This is a genomic window from Catellatospora methionotrophica, from assembly GCF_011297335.1.
Taxonomy (GTDB): domain Bacteria; phylum Actinomycetota; class Actinomycetes; order Mycobacteriales; family Micromonosporaceae; genus Catellatospora; species Catellatospora methionotrophica.
Genome location: NZ_JAAOTJ010000034.1, coordinates 1 through 18,717, shown reverse-complemented (window position 1 = coordinate 18,717; position 18,717 = coordinate 1). Strand labels below are relative to the sequence as shown.

Here is an 18,717-nt window from a genome sequence, read left to right as displayed (position 1 = left end):
AATGCGAGCGAGTCCATTGCGACTGCAGCCACCGCAGCGCGGGCAGATGGTCCGTGTCGGCGGCGATCCGGTACTCCCGACCCTCCGGGCAGGTGACCCCGATCACCGCTGACGCCGCCCCGGGCCTGGCCACAGCGGTAGCCGCGACGACCTGCGAGCTCAGCCGTGCAACTGCGCCACCGCGTCCGGCAACTGCGCCAGGTCCGTGATCATCACGTCGGGACGGACCGGTCCGGGCGCGGGGGCACCCGACCGATTCAGCCACACGGTACGCAGACCCGCCGCGGCCGCCCCGGCGACGTCATGGGCGTACGAGTCCCCCACGTACACCACCTCGTCCGGCTGCGCCGACGCGGCGGCGAGCACCGCCTCGAAGAACCCCCGGGCCGGCTTCTTCGGCACCCCGTTCTCCAGCGCGTACAGCTCGAACGCGAAGCGGCCGCCCAGCCCGCACCGGTCGGCCAGGCTGTTGGCGTTCGTCGCGTAGCCCAGGCGGTAGTCCCGGCTCAGCTTGTCCAGCACCGCGGGCACCTCGGGGAACGGCCGCGAGTGCGCGTACCGCACCTCGAAGAACAGCTCCAGCCACCGGTCCAGCTCGTGCTCGCGACCCGAGCGGGCCAGGGTGTACCGCATGGCGGCGGCCCGGATGTCGCGCGCGTGGTGGTCGGGCAGCAGCGTCCAGTGCTCGTCGGCGTCCGCCGTGAACAGCTCCAGGGTCAGCGCCGGGTCGGCCACGGCGGCGGTGACCGCGTGCAGGCCCGCCGTCACGGCGGCGCGGATGTCCACCAGCGTGTCGTCGGCATCGAAGGCGACAGTCGTGATCATCGGTACACGTTAGCGGAGTAGCAGGTCAGCGCCCTGCACCGTCACCCGCAGGGGGTACGCCGTCCCATGTCGCGAGACGCTCTCATCCTGCCTTGATCACTCCGCCACTCCAGTCACCACCGTCGAGCCCTACGCTGAGCCCGTGGACACCGCACAGACGCTCGACCGTGGGCTGCGCCTGCTGACCCTGGTCGCGGACACCCCCGGCGGGCTGACCGTCACCGAGGCCGCCAACCGCCTCGGCGTCGGCCGCGCCGTGGTGTACCGGCTGGTCACCACCCTCACCGAGCACTCGCTGGTACGCCGCGACTCCGGCGGGCGGCTCCGGCTCGGCCTGGGCCTGCTGCACCTGGCCCGGCGCGCCCAGCCGCTGCTGGCCGACGCGGCCCTGCCCGCCCTGCGCCGTCTCGCCGACCAGGTCCACGCCACCGCCCACCTCACCGTCGCCGACGGCGACGAGGCGGTCGCGGTCGCCGTCGTCGAACCGAGCTCGACGATGTTCCACGTCGCCTACCGCACCGGCTCCCGGCACCCGCTCGACTCCGGCGCCGCCGGCCGCGCGATCCTCTCCGACGCCGAGGGCTGGACCGTCTCCACCGGCGAACTCCAGCCCGGCGCCTACGGCATAGCCGCCCGCATCCACCACGTCGAAGGCCTCCGCGCCTCCGTCGGCGTAGTCGCCCTGGCCCCCCTCGACCCCACCACCGTCGGCCCCCTCGTAGTCACCGCCGCCACCACCATCACCACCACCCTCACCTAACCCACCCACCCGCCCCACCCCGCCCGCCCCGGGCCGGGCCGGGCCGGGCCGGCCCCACCCTTTGCCGCAACTCTTAAAGACTTGCGGCCTCGGTATCCCCAGGTAGCCGCAGGTTATCCACAGTTGCGATACGGGTTGTCCACATAGTTATCCACAGGGCTTCCACAGGGGGTGTGGGTGGCGGCAGGCTGTCGGGCATGCCACGTAGGCCCTATCGCCCGGCGGAGCTCTCCGGCCGGATCTTCCGCCGTTCGGATGTGCTGCGCCACGGTGTGCTCACCGCTCACCAGGTCCGCTCAAGCGCCTGGGTCAGGCTGCGCTACGACGTGTACGCCGATGCCCGACTGCTTCGCGACCACGACCTGGCGTGCCGCGCGGCCCTGCTGGGGCTGCCGCCGGACGCCGTGGTCGCCGGGCCGTCCGCGGCATACCTGCTCGGCGTACGGCACGCGGCGGCGTTCCACGACGACGTGCACGTCATCACCCATCCGAAGGCCCCGATGCTGCGCCAACGCGGCGTCTTCTTCCACGAGACCGTGCTCGATCCTGACGAAACGATCAGCGTGGACGGGCGACTCTGCACGACACCACTGCGTACGGCCTGGGACCTGGCGGGCTGGTTCGACGTGGTTCGCGCTGTCACCGTCATCGACGGGCTGCTCGGCAGCGGCCTGGTGCAGCCTGTCCAGCTCGCCGACCTGGCCCGAGCCCGTCGTGGCCGACGCGGCAGCGCCCTGGCTCGACGCGCGTTCGAACTCGCCGACGGCCGCGCCCAGTCACCGCCGGAGTCGCAGCTGCGGGTCCGCATCGTCCTGTCGGGCCTGCCCCAGCCACAGGCCCAGCTCGCCGTGCCGGTGCGGGGCCGGATACTGCATCCTGATCTGGCCTGGCCCGAATACCGGGTCGCGGTCGAATACGACGGCGAATGGCACGACGACCCCGACCAGTTCCACCTCGACCGCCGACGGCTGAACCTGCTCGTCGCCGAGCGCTGGATCGTCCTGCACGTCACCAGCCGCCGCCTCCGCACCGACCTCCCCGCCGTCCTCACCGAACTCCGCCAAGCCCTCCACTCCCGCGGCTGGCGCCCCTAACCCCACCACCACCAGCCGCAACTCTTAAAGAGTCGCGGCTTCAGAGGCGCGCGGAAGGCGCAACTCTTTAAGAGTTGCGGCAAAGGAGGGGCGGGGTCCGGCGACGCGGGCCGCGTCAGCGGCGGGTGATGGTGAGGGTGGGTTGGAGGGTTTCGGCGAAGAAGTCGTTGCCCTTGTCGTCGACGACGATGAAGGCGGGGAAGTCCTCGACCTCGATCTTCCAGACGGCTTCCATGCCGAGTTCGGCGTACTCCAGGACTTCCACCTTCTTGATGCAGTCCTGGGCGAGGCGGGCGGCGGGGCCGCCGATGGAGCCGAGGTAGAAGCCGCCGTACGCCTGGCAGGCCTTGGTGACCTGGCTGCTGCGGTTGCCCTTGGCGAGCATCACGTACGAGCCCCCGGCGGCCTGGAACTTCTCCACGTAGGCGTCCATGCGCCCGGCGGTGGTCGGGCCGAAGGAGCCGGACGCGTAGCCCTCGGGGGTCTTCGCCGGGCCGGCGTAGTAGACGGCGTGGTCGCGCAGGTACTGCGGCATGGGCTCACCGGCGTCGAGGCGTTCGGCGATCTTCGCGTGGGCGATGTCGCGGGCGACGACGAGCGGGCCGGACAGCGACAGCCGGGTCTTCACCGGGTGCTGGGCGAGCTCGGCGCGGATCTCGGCCATCGGGCGGTTGAGGTCGATCTTGACGACCTCGTCGGAGACGTCCTCGGCGGTGACCTCGGGCAGGTAACGGGCCGGGTCGGTCTCCAGGCGCTCCAGCCATACGCCGGAAGGGGTGATCTTGGCGACGGCCTGGCGGTCGGCGGAGCAGGAGACCGCGATGGCGACCGGGCACGACGCGCCGTGCCGGGGCAGCCGGATGACGCGCACGTCGTGGCAGAAGTAGCGGCCGCCGAACTGCGCGCCGATGCCGAAGTTGCGGGTCAGCTCCAGGACCTCGGCCTCCAGCGCGACGTCGCGGAACCCGTGCGCCAGCATCGAGCCCGAGGCGGGCAGGTTGTCCAGGTACTTCGCCGAGGCCAGCTTCGCGGTCTTGAGCGCGTGCTCGGCGGACGTGCCGCCGATGACGATCGCCAGGTGGTACGGCGGGCAGGCGCTGGTGCCGATCAGGCGCAGCTTCTCGTCCAGGAACCGCATGAACGAGGTGGGGTTGAGCAGCGCCTTCGTCTCCTGGTAGAGGTACGACTTGTTGGCGCTGCCGCCGCCCTTGGCCATGAACAGGAACTTGTACGCGTCCGGGTGCCCGTCCGGGTCCTCGGCGTACAGCTCGATCTGGGCGGGCAGGTTGGTGCCGGTGTTGCGCTCGTCCCACGTGGTCAGCGGCGCGAGCTGCGAGTAGCGCAGGTTGAGGCTGGTGTACGCCTCGTACACGCCGCGGGCGATGTTGGCCTCGTCGTTGCCGTCGGTCAGCACGTGGCGGCCGCGTTTGCCCATCACGATCGCGGTGCCGGTGTCCTGGCACATCGGCAGCACGCCACCGGCCGCGATGTTCGCGTTCTTGAGCAGGTCCTTGGCCACGAAGCGGTCGTTCGGCGACGACAGCGGGTCGTCGATGATCGACGTGAGCTGGGCCAGGTGGGCCGGGCGCAGGTAGTGCGCGATGTCGTGCATCGCCTCAGCGGTGAGCTGGGTGAAGATCTCCGGCTCGACGGTGAGGAACTTGCGCCCACCCGGCCCGCTGACGACGTCGACGCCCTCGTCGGTGACCAGGCGGTAGTCGGTGGTGTCCGCGCCCAGGGGCAGCAGCGAGGAGTAGGCGAAGTCAGTCACGCGAAAAAGGGTACTCATGTGCCTTCGGGCCGCAGAATTCGCGCCCTGGCTAATCGAACGGGAGGTAACCGAGATCACGCCGCTGCCCCAACAGCAGGCCCTTGTCGTCGGCGGCGAGCACGTCGGCGTCGGACTTGACCTCCTTGCGGACCTTGCCGTCCTCCGGGTTCAGCACGATCACCCGGTTGGGGCCCCGGTCGGAGACCACCACGACGCTGCCCCGCAGCGCGGCCGACGCCTCCGGGCTGGTCTTGCGGTGCCACAGCGCCTTGGGTTTGGCCGGGTTCCGGCCGTCCGGCACCACCGCGCTCAGCCTGCGGCCGTCGGCCGAGCGCACCAGCGCCAGCCCACCGGTGACCCCGACGATGTGCTCGCCCGGGGCGCACAGCAGCACCTGCTCGCCGAAGCCCGCCTCGACCAGCTGCTCCCTGCCGTCGATCGTCAATCCGACAAGCACGCTGTCGGTGCCCGTGGGCAGGCGGCGCTGGTCGCAGGAGCCGCCGTCGAAGGTGCGCAGGTGCTGCCCGGCGGGCAGATGCCACACCCGCTGCCTGCTCACCGCGTCGAGGGCGGTGACGGTGACATCGCAGCCGCCGTCGCGCGGGGTCGCGCTGCTGCGCAGGATCCGCCCGCCCGCCACGGTGATCCGGTCACGGCGGCCCGGCTCCAGCGAGGGGTCCAGGCGCGCCTCCGACCGGCGCGGGTCGACGACGTACACCTTGCCGTCTATCGGGAAGGCCAGCAGCTCCGGGCGGGTGCCGGGCTCGTGTCGCTCGGCGATCCGGTCCGACTCGATCGGCGTGGTGCCCAGCAGCTCGGGATTGTCGGCGAACAGCACGAAACCCATGCCCGGCAGCCCGGTGGACCAGACCCTCTTGCCGGTCGCGGGAGTGCGCCCCGACACCTCGCAATCCTTGGGCGTACGGCACGCCACGTCCACGACCTCGTCACGGTACGTCCAGACGGCCGAGGCCTCCTCGTCCCGCCACATCACCGTGCCGCTGCGCGGGTCGAGCACCTGGTAGCCCTTGACCAGCAGCTTCCCGGCGACGATGACCGGCTTGTCGGGAGTCCCGGCGACCGCCGCCCAGTCCGCCTCGGTGGCGAAGTTGCGCCGCCCGGTGAACCGGCTCAGCGCCTCGACCGAGTCCCGGTGCTCGACGACGACGAAGTCGTCGGTCAGCGTGACCGTCTGCGGGCTGCCGCCCAGCCGCTCCTGCCAGCGCGGGATCGGATCGGCGACCGGGCCGCTCGTGTTGATCCAGGTCCAGAGGTCAGGGAACGGGTTCCAGACGCCGGTGCTCACGAGCACGGTCAGCGCCACGGCCACTGCCACGAGCCAGCCTGCGCCAGCCCTCCCCTGAGCCATCGGGCCAGCGTAGTCACGAAAACCTCAAACGTGAGTGACTGTCCGATTCACCCGTGTCGGGCGGCTTTCCCCACCAGCGGCAGGGTCCGGTAGGGCAGCTGCTCGGCCAGCGCGATCAGCGTGGACGCGCGCAGAATCCCGTCGTACGACACGATCTCGTCGATGACCCGCTGCAGGTCGGCATTGGACCGGGCGACGATCCGGCAGAGCAGGTCCCCGCCGCCGGTAATGGTGTACGCCTCCAGCACCTCGGGGATCGTCGACAGGTGCGCGGCGACCGGGTCGTGGCCGCCGCTCTGCCGGATCTCCAGCGTGATGAACGCGGTGACGCCGTAGCCGAGCGCCGCCGGGTCCAACTCCGGCCCGAAGCCCTTGATGACGCCGCGCGCCACGAGCCGGTCCAGCCGGGCCTGCACGGTGCCCCGCGCCACCTTCAGGCGGCGCGAGGCCTCCAGCACGCCGATCCGCGGCTCGGCCGCCAGCAGTTCGACCAGCTTCACGTCCAGCTCGTCCACGGTGGGCGTCACGCGCCCATCATGTCACCGGAGGTAAGGCGGGTCACCCAGCGCCGTTCAGCGCCGCGGAGACCACCTTCCCGTCCACGGCGACGTCGACCCTCACCGGCCGCTCGCCACCGGACCGGGTCGTCCACTGTCCGGCGAACCAGCCCTGCGACATGTCAAGGGGCACCTTGCGGCCACCGGCAAGCGTGACCGTGCCGCCGGTCGCACCGGCGGGGGCGACCCCGAACAGCCAGCCCGAGCTCGCCGTCGAGTCGACGAAGTACTTCATCTGCGGCCAAGCCGAAACCGATGCATATCTGCTCAGGCGCGTCACGACCGCACGGACCACGTCGTCGTGGTGGGTACAGGCGACGACGGTGTTCGCCGAGCCGTAGAGGTGCAGTGATCGTCCGCCGCCGCGCAGCACGAACCGCCTGGGTGGCGCGGTGACGGGACCCGCCGCCGCGAACGCGGTCGCCAGCTCGTCCCGGCACGCCTGGTCCAACGACCGCTCGTCGTAGCCACCCGGCAGGGGGGAGCCGCCAGCGGCGAGGATCTCCACCCCGCCCACGTCGGCCTGCACCACGGCGTCCTGCAGACCGCCCTGGGGAGCCCACACCAGGAAGTAGCCGCCGCCGAACTGCGCTCGGAACCGCCTCCCGTCAGGTGCGACGGCAGTGATGGCGGTCGCCCCGCCGGGCACCCCGCCGACCAGGTAGTCACCGACCAGCTCGGTCGCGTCAGGCTGCGGACCGGCCTCCGAGCCGAGCGTGCGTCCTTGGAACGAGCCGATGTAGAAGACGTCGTTGCCACTGCTGGACAGCCAGTTTCGGGTGTTGTGGGCAGACCGTGAAGTCGTGGTCGTCACCTCACGAACGGTGCGCTGGCACTGGACGGTCAGCCAGTCGTTGCCGTAGAACCGAATGCCCAGCTCGCCGTCGAACTGCTCGACGAGCAGGGGCGGCAACCCGGCCTGGTCCTCCGACCGCAGGCTGCTGTGGTCCAGCGCTGCCCATTTCTGCGCACAGGCGGCGGCGAACCCGGCCCGCCACGCGGGCGTCCCACCGGCCGATGCGCTCGGCGTCGCCGCAGGCTCCACCCGACCGGGTCGCCCCGATGGCCAGGCCACGAGACCAGCCGCGAGCAGCACCACCGCACCGGTGACCGCCCAGGCTGTCAAGCGGCGGCGGACACGTGCACGGCGTCGTTCGATGTCCGCCACGGTCATGGTGAAACGCTCCTGTCCGTACGCATCGGCCAGCTGTCGGCGCAGGTCGTCGATGGTCATCACGCCACCTCCGTGGTGGGCCGCAGGGCCGTCAGGCCAGCCGGATCGATCTGGTGGCGCAATCCGGCGAGCGCCCGATGCAGGTGAGTGGTGACGGTGCCCTCGCTGACGCCGAGCAGTTCGGCGGTCTCGGCGACACTGAGGTCGGCGAGCAGCCGCAGTGCGACGACCTCGCGCTGGCGGCGGGGCAGCGTGGCGAGTTCCCGGCGCAGTCCACCGCCGGGCTCGGTGGCGGCGGTCACCCGATCCGGCGGATCGCCGAGCACCTTCCGGCGCAGCCGCCGCCAGACCGAGCGCCGTACGTTGAACGCGACGCGGAGCACCCAGGCGGTGGGGTTGGGGTGGACGCGCACCGTCTCCCAGCGCGCATACGCGCGGGCGTACGCCTCGGCCACGGCGTCCTCGGCGCCCGCGCGGTCACCGCCCGCCGCGAGCACGGCGCGGAACACCGCGTCCTTGCCGCTGAGGTAGAAGTCAGCGAAGTCGTCCATGCCCCGTCTCCCCTTGTCACCGGGGATACGCCCGAGAGCCGCCCGAGCATGACAAGCCTTGATAACGATCCGATAACTGCGCAGCGGCCACCCTTATCGCCCTCCCCGTAGGCCGCCCGAGCGCGCCTGGAGCGCTTTGGTGCACTGTGGGCAACCTCCCCGCCATGATCGCTGTTTCGGGCCAAGAGCTGCGGTTTCACCCGACCTTTTGACACGAAACAGTGATCATGCACTTGCCCAACGTTAGGAAGGGCACCTTCCACGTCGTCTGGCGATGGGAAGGTGCCCTTCCTTCGCCCGCGGTAGGCAAGTTGTATAGCGATACCGGCAGAGCACCAGTCGTTCTGCGCATTCTGATCAGTGATTGACGAGACAGTTGCCCAGGTCACCGCGCTGGGTAAATCTTTGCGCATGACCGCTGTAGCGCACCCGGCCGCCACCCACGCGTCGCCGGAGCAGACGACTGACCCGTTCCCCGTGAAGGGCGTCGACCACATCGCCTTCCTGGTGGGCAACGCCCGGCAGGCGGCGCACTACTACTCCACCGCGTTCGGCATGACCCTGGTCGCCTACCGCGGCCCGGAGCAGGGCTTCCGCGACTACGCCGAGTACGTGCTGACCTCGGGCAGCGCCAGGTTCGTGCTGCGCGGCGCGGTGCACGCGGCGGCACCCGGCGCGGACCACCACGGCCGCCACGGCGACGGCGTCACCGACATCGCCCTGGAGGTCCCCGACGTCGACGCCGCGTACGCCTACGCGGTGGCGCACGGCGCGCGCGGCCTGCAGGAGCCGTACGACGAGAAGGACGAGCACGGCACCGTGCGCATCGCGGCCATCGCCACCTACGGCGAGACCCGGCACACGCTGCTCGACCGCTCGGGCTACACCGGCCCGTTCGAGCCCGGTTTCGTGGCCCGCGAGCCGCTCGTGGACCGCTCCGCCGCCGTCGAGGCGGGCTCACCCAAGCGCTTCTTCCAGGCCGTCGACCACGTGGTCGGCAACGTCGAGCTGGGCCGGATGGACGAGTGGGTGGAGTTCTACCACCGCGTCATGGGCTTCACGAACATGGCCGAGTTCATCGGCGACGACATCGCCACCGACTACAGCGCGCTGATGAGCAAGGTCGTCGCCAACGGCACCCGCAAGGTGAAGTTCCCGCTCAACGAGCCCGCGATCGCGAAGAAGAAGTCGCAGATCGACGAGTACCTGGAGTTCTACGGCGGTCCGGGCGCGCAGCACATCGCGCTGGCCACCAACGACATCCTGGCCACCGTGGACGCGATGCGGGCCGCCGGTGTGGAGTTCCTGGCCACCCCCGACTCGTACTACGACGACCCGGAGCTGCGGGCCCGCATCGGCAACGTACGCGCCCCCATCGAGGAGCTGAAGAAGCGCAAGATCCTGGTCGACCGGGACGAGGACGGCTACCTGCTGCAGATCTTCACCAAGCCGGTCCAGGACCGCCCGACGGTGTTCTTCGAGCTCATCGAGCGGCACGGCTCGCTCGGCTTCGGCAAGGGCAACTTCAAGGCCCTGTTCGAGGCGATCGAGCGCGAGCAGGACACCCGCGGCAACCTCTGACCGCGGCATGACACAGGGGCGCCTGCCGGAGCGTATGCCGAGGCAGGTGCCCCTGCTATCAGCCCCGTGACGGCTGCGAGGACATGGAAGGATGTCGCGCATGACCTCCCCCTCTTCGCCTCCACCGCCGGCCGACCCGGCGCACCTGCGCGGCCCGGTCCCGCCGCAGGGCCAGCCCGGACCGTGGGCCGGCCAGCCCACCGGCTGGGTGCCCCCGCCCCCGCCGCCGGGAGCGCGCTCGTTCATCCCCGTGCCGCTCGCGCCCAACGGGCAGCCACTGGCCCGCTTCGGCGACCGCCTGCTCGCATACCTCCTGGACGGCCTCATCGTCAGCGCCATCGCCATGATCTTCACGGTCCCGATGGTGATCGTGTTGATGTTCACGGTGGTCGGCTGGAACGACCCGAGCCCCGGTTTCACCGACGCCTACGGCGAACCCGACCTCGACGCGTTCCTACGCTTCTTCAGCACGATGTTCGTGGTGTTCGTCGCCTTCTTCGTCGGCAACATGCTGGTCACCTACCTGTACCTGGTCGAATACCAGCTGCGCAGGGGCGGCGAGACCGTCGGCAAGCGGGTGCTCAAGCTCCGCGTGGTCAAGGTGCAGCCGGGACAGGCGCTGACCCGCGGCGACCTGACCAAGCGCTGGGCCGTCGAGCGGGTCGGAGGCGTCTTCATACCGATGTTCAGCTACCTCGACGGGCTCTGGCAGCTGTGGGACAAACCACTTCAACAATGCCTTCATGACAAGGCGGCGCAGACCGTCGTGGTGAAGGTCGGTTAAATAGCAGTCATGACGATCAGTCCTGGGTGGTACAAGGACCCCGCCGACCCCAGCACGCAGCGGTACTGGGACGGCGAGGGCTGGCTCGGCGCGCCCCTGCCCGCCGACGCGACGCCACCGGACGGGCCGCCCGCCGCGCCGCCGCCCCCACCTCCGCCGCCACCCGCCCCGCCGACGCCCACCGGGCACCCGGCACAGCAGGTCAGCGCCGCCCGGGACGGCGTCGTGCCGCCGGTGTTCCCGCCCTCCGGCATCCCGACCGGGGGCATGCCGCCGGGTGCGCCCCAGCCCGGCCCCGGCATGCGCCCGCTGCCGCCCGGCTGGCCGCACCCGGTGCCGCAGCCCCCGGTGCGCCCGCACGGCCTGCCGCTGGCCACCCCGGGTGCCCGGCTGGTCGCCCGAATCATCGACACGGTCGTGCTGCTGCTGCTCAACGCCGTCGTCAACGGCTGGTTCATCTACCTGTTCCTGAAGGCGTACGTGCCGTTCGCGCAGTCCATCAGCAACAAGTACCTGGAGACCGGGCAGCTGCCGCTGGACATGGAACGCCCGGCGCAGATGGACGCCCTACTACTGGTCATCGTCCTGCTCGCGCTCGCGCTGTGGTTCGCCTACGAGGTGCCGGCGACCGCGCACACCGGGCAGACACTGGGCAAGAGACTCGCCCGCATCAAGGTCGTACGGGCCGACAACCTGGACCCGCTCGGCACCGGCCGGGCCTGGCGGCGGTGGAGCCCGCTGGCCATGCCGCTGCTGCTGCTCTCCTGCTGCGGCCCCTGTTTCGTCATACTGCAGATGGTCGATGTCATTTTCATCCTGTTCGACCGCCAGCAGCGCATGGCCTGGCATGACCGTTCGGCGGGCACCTACGTGGTGCGCCTGCCCGACCCGGTCCGTACCGAGAAGAGAGGCACACCGTGAGCGAACGACCGCAACGCGGCCTGACCAGGGCCGACCTGGACGCTCTGCCGAACTACGTGCCCGGCCGCTCCGTGCCCGGCGCGATCAAGCTGGCCAGCAACGAGGTGCCGTACGGGCCGCTGCCCGGCGTGGTCGAGGCCGTCGCCGACGCCGCCGCCAACGTGCACCGCTACCCCGACATGGGTGTGGGCGTGCTGCGCGACAAGTTCGCCGAGCGCCTGGGCGTGCCCGCCGAGCGCGTGGTCACCGGCTGCGGCTCCGTCGCGCTCGCCGAGCACCTGGTGCGGGCCACCTGCCTGCCCGGCGACGAGCTGCTGTACTCCTGGCGGTCCTTCGAGGCGTACCCGATCATCGCGGCGACCACCGCGGCGACCTCGGTGCGCGTGCCGAACACCGCCGAGCACGGCCACGACCTGGCCGCGATGGCCGCCGCGATCACCGACCGCACCCGGCTCATCCTGGTCTGCAACCCGAACAACCCGACCGGCACCAGCGTACGCAAGGCCGAGCTGGACGAGTTCCTCGACGCCGTGCCCGACGACGTGCTCGTCGTGCTGGACGAGGCGTACAAGGAGTTCGTCACCGACCCGAACGTGCCCGACGGCGTCGAGGTCTACGGCGACCGGCCCAACATCGCGGTGCTGCGCACCCTGAGCAAGGCGTGGGGGCTGGCCGGGCTGCGCATCGGTTACCTCGTCGCGCACCCTGAGGTGGCCGCTGCGGTCCGCAAGGTCGTCACCCCGTTCTCCACCAGCATGGCGGCCCAGGCCGCGGCACTGGCCGCGCTGGACGCCGAGGAGGAGATGCGCCGCCGGTGCGACCTGGTCATCGCCGAGCGCGACCGGGTGGAGATCGCGCTGGCGAAGCTGCTGCCGGGAGTGCCCGCCAGCCAGGCCAACTTCGTGTGGCTGCCGCTGGGCGAGCGCTCGGTGGCGTTCGCGCAGGCCTGCGAGGCCGAGGGCGTCATCGTGCGCCCGTTCGCGGGGGACGGGGTGCGGGTCACCATCGGCACCGCCGAGGAGAACGACGCGCTGCTGCGCGCCGCCGACAAGTACTTCGCCTGACCTGTACGCACGAAAAGACCGCCGCCGGCCCGAGGGCCGGCGGCGGTCTTTTCGTCTGTCGGCGCTCCCCGCCGGACCGTCAGGCCCGGCGGGGAGATTCACCTGTCACGCAGCGGCGACGGTGACCTGCCGGGTCGTGCTGGCCGCCTTGCCCCAGCCGTCGGTGACGGTGAGGGTCAGCGTGTACGTGCCCGCAGCCGGGAACGTGTGGGCCGGCGCCGACGAGGTGCTCGTCGGGGTGCCGTCACCGAAGTTCCAGCTGTAGGTGAACGTGTCGCCGGTGTTCGGGTCCGCGGACCCGACGCCGGAGATGTTGCACACCAGCAGCGTGCACGACGGCGTGTTGATGACCGGCGTCGGCGCCACGTTGCCCGCGGGCTCCGTGATGGTCACCGGCAGGGTCTTCGTCGCCGTCAGGCCGTACTCGTCCTTGACCGTCAGCACCACGTTGAACGTGCCCGCCGAGGTGTAGGTCCTGGTGGCCACCGCGCCGGAGCCGGAGCCCTGGCCGAAGTTCCAGGAGTACGTCAGCGCCGGGGTGTTCTCGTCGGTCGAGGTGCGGCCGTCGAAGGTGCAGACGTTGGCCGCACAGGACGCCGTGAAGTTGGCGACCGGAGCGACGTTCGGCGGCACCTGGACGGTCACGGTGACGTCCACCGACGGGTTCGTGGCGAACCCGTGCTGGTCGATACCGCGGACCTTGACCGTGTACGTCCCGGCCGGGATCGCCGGGGTGGTGTACGAGTAGTTCGAGCCGGGCGAGCCGGGCGAGTTCAGGAACGCGCCCCGCCAGCTGGCCGACGTGGACGTGAACGTGCCGGACGAGCTCATGTAGCGGCCCGCGCTGTCCACGATCGCCACCTGCGCCTCGGCGATCTGCTGGTCGTCCTCGACCCGGCCGCTGACGAAGATGCGCGCGTCGGTGAAGACCGCGCCGTTCGCCGGCTGCAGCAGGGTGGTCGACACGACCGGCGGCAGGTCACCCGGGTAGATGGTGTACGTCGCCGTCGCACCGCTGGTCGAGGTGTCCTGCTGACCCACGGTGTCGTACGCGTACGCCGTCACCGAGTACCGGCCCTGCACGGGCAGGTCGGTGGACAGCGTCCAGGTGCTGCTGGTGCCGTTCGGCGTGGCCAGCACCGCGTCGCGGGTCGCGAACGCGGCACTGAGCGTGCCGTTGGCCTGCAGGTAACGGCTGCTGTCCAGCTCCCGGATGGCGACCTTGACGCTCGCGACGCCGAAGTCGTCGGTCGAGGTGCCGGCCAGGTCCAGGTGCAGCACGCTGGCGGTCTGGTTGCCGGTGACGGTGAGCAGACCGTTCGGCGGGTTGTCGCCGGGGATCTGCGCGTTGATCGTCAGCTTGCCCTGGTTGGCGCTGGAGGTCTCCAGGCCCAGGTCGTCCGCGGCCTTGACCGAGAACGAGTAAGCGCCCGGCTTCAGGTTGAACGGCGTGGTGTACGACCAGTTCAGCGACGTGGCGTTCAGGTTGGGCGGGGAGACCCGGAACCAGCCTGCCTGCACGTCGGTGCCCCAGGTGCCGTCGGAGGCCAGGTTCTCGCGCGTGGTGCTGTTGCGCAGCTGGATCTCGACGAAGTTGAGGTTCTGGTCGTCGGTGGCGGTGCCGCTGAACGTCAGCTGTCCACCCGGTGCCACGGTCAGTGGCGCCGTCGCGGTCGGCGGGTTCATCACCGCAGGCGCGGTGATCTTCACCGACGGCGCGATGCCGGTCGAGCTGATGATCCAGGTGCGGTCCGTGGTGTCGAGCGAGGACTGGGTGCTGTCCGACGGGGTGACCTGGATCTTCCACTCACCCTCGTAGGGCACCGTGATCTCGGTCGACCAGGTGGTGGTCAGGCCGCCCACGACGTCCGGGTCGATCCGGAACGTGTTGAACGTGCTGGCCACGGAGCCGTCGTCCTGCAGGTACCGGTTGTTGGCGTCGCGCATCGTGTAGCCGATCGACTGCACGCCCTTGTCGTCGGTCGCGGTGCCGGTGACGGTGAACGTGGTCGACGGGACGACGCTGCCCGACGGGCCGGTGATCGACGCCGTCGGCGGGCGGTCGTCGAGGCTGAACGTCTCGAACTTCTTGACCGCCTTGGTCGCGTCGCTGCTGCCGTTGTTCGCGAACGACTTCGCCAGCACCTTGATCCGGCGGTTGCCGGTGATGGTCACGGGCAGCGACCAGCTGCTCGCGGCCGTGTTCGGCGACGCCAGGTTGGTGTTGATGATCGCGGCCGAGCCCCACGTGGTGAGGTCGGGCTGCAGGTAGCGGTTGCTGTCCATGTCGACGATCTCGACCTGGACCCGCTTGAGCGAGTTGCCCGTCGCGGTCGCCGAACCCGTGATGGTGAACTGCTGACCGGCCGGCTTGACCTGGCCCTCGATCGGCGCGGTGACCGTCGTGTCGTACGGCGAGGCCGCCGGGATCGAGTTGAAGTCGTAGAACGCGACCCGGCCGACGTTGTAGCCGCCCTGGGTCGTCGCGTCACCACCGGCGAACAGACCACGCGGGGTGGCCAGCATCGCCTTGTTGCCCTCGTACGAGTTCGAACCGGGGTTCCACTCGATGGCCTTGCCGTTGGTCGGGTCCAGCGCGCCGATGTGGTCGCGGCGGACCACCGCGTCGCCCAGGCCGTAGCCGCTCAGGCCCTGGCCGGTGCCGTAGCCGACGTCGTCCAGACCCGGCCACGGGTCCGGCGAGGTCTGCGACTCGTTCCAGGAGAAGTGGCCGCCGATGTACACGGCGTTCTCCGTGACGGCGACCGAGTACAGGCTGTCGAACGCCCGCGAGATCCACTGCGGCTGGACCAGGTCGCTGCCCGCGATCGGGAAGGCGATGGCGGTGTCGTTGATCGGCGGCCGGTCGCCGCCCGAACCGCTCGTCACCACGAAGAACTGGTCGTTCGGGGCGATGTCGCCCGCGTAGATGCGCTGGATGCCGCCGACGAACTGGAGGTTGTCCTCCCACAGCCGGGTGCGCCAGGGCAGCAGCTGGTTGTTCGTGGTGTCGATCAGGCCCACGCCGTAGCGGTCCTGGTTAGCGATCTTGCGCGCGGTGTGCACGACCAGCAGCTTGGTGTCGTCGTGCGTGAGCACCAGGGCCTGCACGGTCAGCGCGCCGTCGACGCCGATGCCGCCGGACAGGTTGTTGTTGAAGCCGGTCACCAGCGCGCCGGTGGTCGCGTTCACGGCGGCCAGGCCGACCCGCGCGGTGTTGTTGATGAGCGTGAACTGCCCGCCCAGGAACACCGTCGTGTTGGTGGCCTCGATCGCGGTGCCCGCGCCGTTGGCGTTGGCGGTGAATCCGGCGATCGGCGCGCCCGTGGTCAGGTTCAGCGACGCGAACTTCCTCTTGGCGACACCGTTGATGGTGTTGAAGCGCCCGGCGACGAACAGCTTGGTGCCGTCCGGCGACGCCTCGACCTCGGTGACCCCACCGCCGGCGAAGACCGGCTTGAAGGTGGTGTCGATCAGGCCGGTGTCGATGTTGAAGGCCAGCAGGCTGGCCTGGTTGACGACCGCGGTGTTCGTCGTCGTGTTGTTGCGCGCCGAGGTGAACGTGCCGGCGATGAAGACCCGGCTGCCGACGTAGGCGATGTCGGTGATCTCACCGGAGGTGATGCGCGGAGTGTTGGTCCGCGGGACGTCCGGGACGATCTTGGTGTGATTGGGTTTCGGCTGTGCCGCCGAAACGGAGGAGGCGGTCACGAAGACCGCGCCCACAATGGACATAGCTCCGAGTAACGAAGCTGTGACTACGGTTGCCACGCCTTTGCGTGTGCGCACGGTTGATCCCCCACGCATTCAGAATCCCCAAACCCAGGTGGAAGTACAGCCTCCCCCGGAAGCCTAGAGAGCACCCTCTCAGGGCCGCCCACGGTCCGGAATGGCCTCTTCGCCTCATCCGATGGTCCGAGTGGGCAATGACTACCGGAACCCACGTCCGACGCCGAAATCAACACCGCCCTGACCTGGGGATACGTATTTCCCTCGGTATGGATTGATTCCGCAGTCGCACTTACGACATGCCCCCGCGAGTGACCCTGGCCACCATGCCGTCACCTGCCCGAACGCCGTCGGAAGGCTTTCGGGCCGCCGTAATAGGGTGCAGCTATGAGGTGGCGGACCCTGCCCCGCGGCGCACGGCTCGCGGTGATCGGCGCAGTCTCGGTGGCGCTGCTGGCAGCCGCCGGGCTGGTGGCCTGGCGCGTGCTCGGCCCGGCCGAGGTCGTCACCCCGGCCCGCAAGCCCTACCCCGGACCGGTCATCCCCGCCCCTGGCCCGATCGGCGTCCTGGTCTCGGCCCCGCTCGTGCTCGACGACCGGATCCGGGTGTACGCCACCAAACGGCAGGTCTGGGCCGACGCCCCGCCGAACTTCAAGTACGAGCGCAGCGCGCTCTGGTCACTGCGCCGCTGGCCGGCCCAGCTGGTCGGTGTCGTCGCGGTCGGCGGCGACCACCCGGTCGTGGTGAGCTCGTGGTCCGACGGCGAACTCGTCGGCACCGACGCCCGCACCGGTGAGATCGCCTGGCAGCAGCGTGCTGAAACCCTCGGCGACGCGTACACCGGCCGCCGCACCGGCGCGTCGACCGTCTACCAGCCACCAGGCCTGTTCACCACGGACGGCGCCGTCGTGCTCGCCGGACCCGCCCACGTCACCGCCTACGACCCCGGCACTGGGGCGCGACGCTGGCAGCAGCCCGCGCCCGCCGCACCGGACTGCCGCGGCGACGACCTCACCTCGGCACAGCAGTACCTGGTACACGACACCTGCACCGACACCGTGCGGCGCCTCGACACCGGCACCGGCACGGGCCTGCCCGACCTGGGTAGCGGCGTCACCGCGGTCGAACCGGTGACCTGCGCCGTCGGCCACTCCCGCTGCCAGGGCATACGCCTCACCGCCCCCGCAGCCGAAGGACTCCTGCTCACCGGCCTCGCCGCCGACCCGTCGCCGCCGCTGGCGACACCCGGCGCGGTCCTCGCGGGCGGGATCGCCGCCACCGCACCGGACCCCGCCGCGGTCACCCGGCTCGACGGCCGTGACCCCCGTACCGGGGACATCCGCTGGAATTGGCAGCCCGCAGCCGGTGACACCACACCGCCGCCGCGCCTGCTGACCGCCTCCGGGGACCGGGTGCTCCTGCTCACGCCCGACCACACGCTCATCGCGGTCAGCGCCGAGTCCGGCAAGGAACTGTCCCGCACGTCCCTGCAGCTCTACTACGAGCCCGAAACCGCCTACGACGTAGCCGGATTCCACACGTCAGGCCGATACCTGGTGCTCGTCCGCACTCTGCCCGGGGCACCGGTGACCGCCCCCGACGACGACTATTACTACAGCCCCCGGCCTGTCCTCCTGGCCGCTTCCTGACCACTCCGCGCTGCCTGAGTGCGGCGCGGACCTCGCCGACCGTACGCGCGATGGGACGTCACCGCTGGCTGTCGAACTCCAGCCACGCGTCGGTCTCCCGGCAGCGGTCCAGCCCCACGGACACGAACTCGTCCGCGTCCCGGCGACGGCGCGTCGCACCCAGATGTGCGAGGACCTGCGAGATGGGACTGCCGATCGCCGGGAACGGCTCGTTCACGTCGACGAACATCGGCCCGATGGCCAGTTCTCCGCCCGACCACAGTGCCGCGCGCTGGGTGCCCACGCCGCCCGTGTACCCCGCCTCGACGTAACCCAGTGGACCGGCCGTGGACCAGTCGGCGAGAACCTGCTCGAACCCGCCGGGGAGCTTCCAGAACCTCAGCCCGTCCCCGCGGCTGCCGTCCGTGGCCGCGTCGAACAGTTCATCCGTCATCGGAATGAGGGCGAAGCCCTGGCGTAGCGGGACGACGACGGCCCCGGGCTGCTCCGCGGCTACCGCACGCAGGACTTCCTCCGGGCCGATGACGGCCTGCAACTCATAACTCATGCGATCCAGGTCCTCCCCCGCCGGCGACCGGACGAGGTTCCGGAACACCGACATCTGGTCCCGGCCGAGCACCGGGGTCCCGCAGATTCTGCCCCAAACCCGAACACGTCAACCGCCTGGGTGCACTCCGGATCTTTCCGAGGTACGACGAGGCGATCGCAGGTGCCTTGATCGCTGTTTCGGGTCAAAACCTGGGGCCGGACCCCACCTTTTGACCCGAAACGGCGATCATCGCGCTTTCGCCGGGCACGAAAAAGGGCCCCGCATAGGGGGCCCGAATAGGGGAAGTGGTGATACGCGTCAGGGCCCGACCATCGCTGGTCGGGCCCTGAACTGCGAA

General features: G+C 70.4%; 15 protein-coding genes. 7 read left to right on the top strand and 8 right to left on the bottom strand.

The features are described 5' to 3' along the window. Positions 1–159 precede the first annotated feature (159 nt). Positions 160–825 carry an HAD family hydrolase gene (locus HAV40_RS35995; protein ID WP_166388783.1) on the bottom strand — a complete coding sequence of 222 codons (666 nt, stop codon included), beginning with the start codon at positions 823–825 and terminating at the stop codon, positions 160–162. 142 nt (positions 826–967) lie between these two features. On the opposite strand from HAV40_RS35995, the gene HAV40_RS35990 reads away from it, so the two are divergent. Further along, a complete protein-coding gene (locus HAV40_RS35990; protein ID WP_166388782.1) occupies positions 968–1,585 on the top strand; it encodes a helix-turn-helix domain-containing protein in 618 nt (205 codons plus the stop codon). A gap of 197 nt (positions 1,586–1,782) precedes the next feature. Beyond that, entirely contained in the window at positions 1,783–2,679 is an 897-nt protein-coding gene (locus HAV40_RS35985) for an endonuclease domain-containing protein (RefSeq protein ID WP_166388781.1), read from the top strand. Between the two features lie 115 nt (positions 2,680–2,794). Here the strand turns inward: HAV40_RS35985 and HAV40_RS35980 are convergent, their stop codons facing one another. The 5 genes from HAV40_RS35980 to HAV40_RS35960 are packed head-to-tail and all read right to left on the bottom strand — an operon-like array spanning position 2,795 to position 8,101. Then, on the bottom strand, positions 2,795–4,468 hold the full coding sequence (locus tag HAV40_RS35980) for a fumarate hydratase (protein WP_166388780.1): 1,674 nt from the start codon (positions 4,466–4,468) through the stop codon (positions 2,795–2,797). A 31-nt stretch (positions 4,469–4,499) separates the two neighbouring features. Next, the gene (locus tag HAV40_RS35975) at positions 4,500–5,819 is read right to left on the bottom strand and encodes an outer membrane protein assembly factor BamB family protein (RefSeq protein WP_166388779.1); all 1,320 of its coding nucleotides are present in this window, start codon (positions 5,817–5,819) and stop codon (positions 4,500–4,502) included. A gap of 47 nt (positions 5,820–5,866) precedes the next feature. Next, a complete protein-coding gene (locus tag HAV40_RS35970) occupies positions 5,867–6,346 on the bottom strand; it encodes an Lrp/AsnC family transcriptional regulator (RefSeq protein WP_166388778.1) in 480 nt (159 codons plus the stop codon). 31 nt (positions 6,347–6,377) lie between these two features. Continuing rightward, positions 6,378–7,610 (bottom strand): hypothetical protein, encoded by a 1,233-nt coding sequence (locus HAV40_RS35965; protein ID WP_166388777.1) that lies wholly within the window; start codon positions 7,608–7,610, stop codon positions 6,378–6,380. Then, complete coding sequence (locus tag HAV40_RS35960) at positions 7,610–8,101, bottom strand: RNA polymerase sigma factor (protein ID WP_166388776.1); 492 nt, start codon at positions 8,099–8,101, stop codon at positions 7,610–7,612. The genes HAV40_RS35965 and HAV40_RS35960 overlap by 1 nt, the downstream gene beginning before the upstream one ends. A gap of 411 nt (positions 8,102–8,512) precedes the next feature. Between HAV40_RS35960 and hppD the strand changes: the two genes are divergently transcribed. The 4 genes from hppD (at position 8,513) to hisC (ending at position 12,451) form a co-directional block, all read left to right on the top strand. Then, entirely contained in the window at positions 8,513–9,682 is a 1,170-nt protein-coding gene (gene hppD, locus HAV40_RS35955) for a 4-hydroxyphenylpyruvate dioxygenase (protein ID WP_166388775.1), read from the top strand. Positions 9,683–9,782: 100 nt separating this feature from the next. After that, a complete protein-coding gene (locus HAV40_RS35950) occupies positions 9,783–10,466 on the top strand; it encodes an RDD family protein (protein ID WP_166388774.1) in 684 nt (227 codons plus the stop codon). A 9-nt stretch (positions 10,467–10,475) separates the two neighbouring features. Further along, positions 10,476–11,387, top strand: coding sequence for an RDD family protein (locus HAV40_RS35945; protein WP_166388773.1), 912 nt, complete (start codon positions 10,476–10,478; stop codon positions 11,385–11,387). Beyond that, complete coding sequence (gene hisC, locus HAV40_RS35940) at positions 11,384–12,451, top strand: histidinol-phosphate transaminase (protein WP_166388772.1); 1,068 nt, start codon at positions 11,384–11,386, stop codon at positions 12,449–12,451. Before HAV40_RS35945 ends, hisC begins: the two co-directional genes overlap by 4 nt. Before the next feature lie 105 nt (positions 12,452–12,556). Here hisC and HAV40_RS35935 read toward each other — a convergent pair whose 3' ends face one another. Beyond that, on the bottom strand, positions 12,557–16,186 hold the full coding sequence (locus HAV40_RS35935; protein ID WP_239086879.1) for a PKD domain-containing protein: 3,630 nt from the start codon (positions 16,184–16,186) through the stop codon (positions 12,557–12,559). A 381-nt stretch (positions 16,187–16,567) separates the two neighbouring features. On the opposite strand from HAV40_RS35935, the gene HAV40_RS35930 reads away from it, so the two are divergent. Continuing rightward, positions 16,568–17,830, top strand: a complete 1,263-nt coding sequence (locus tag HAV40_RS35930) for an outer membrane protein assembly factor BamB family protein (RefSeq protein WP_166388770.1) — start codon at positions 16,568–16,570, stop codon at positions 17,828–17,830. Between the two features lie 58 nt (positions 17,831–17,888). Here HAV40_RS35930 and HAV40_RS35925 read toward each other — a convergent pair whose 3' ends face one another. After that, positions 17,889–18,377, bottom strand: coding sequence for a hypothetical protein (locus tag HAV40_RS35925; RefSeq protein ID WP_166388769.1), 489 nt, complete (start codon positions 18,375–18,377; stop codon positions 17,889–17,891). Positions 18,378–18,717: the final 340 nt, after the last annotated feature.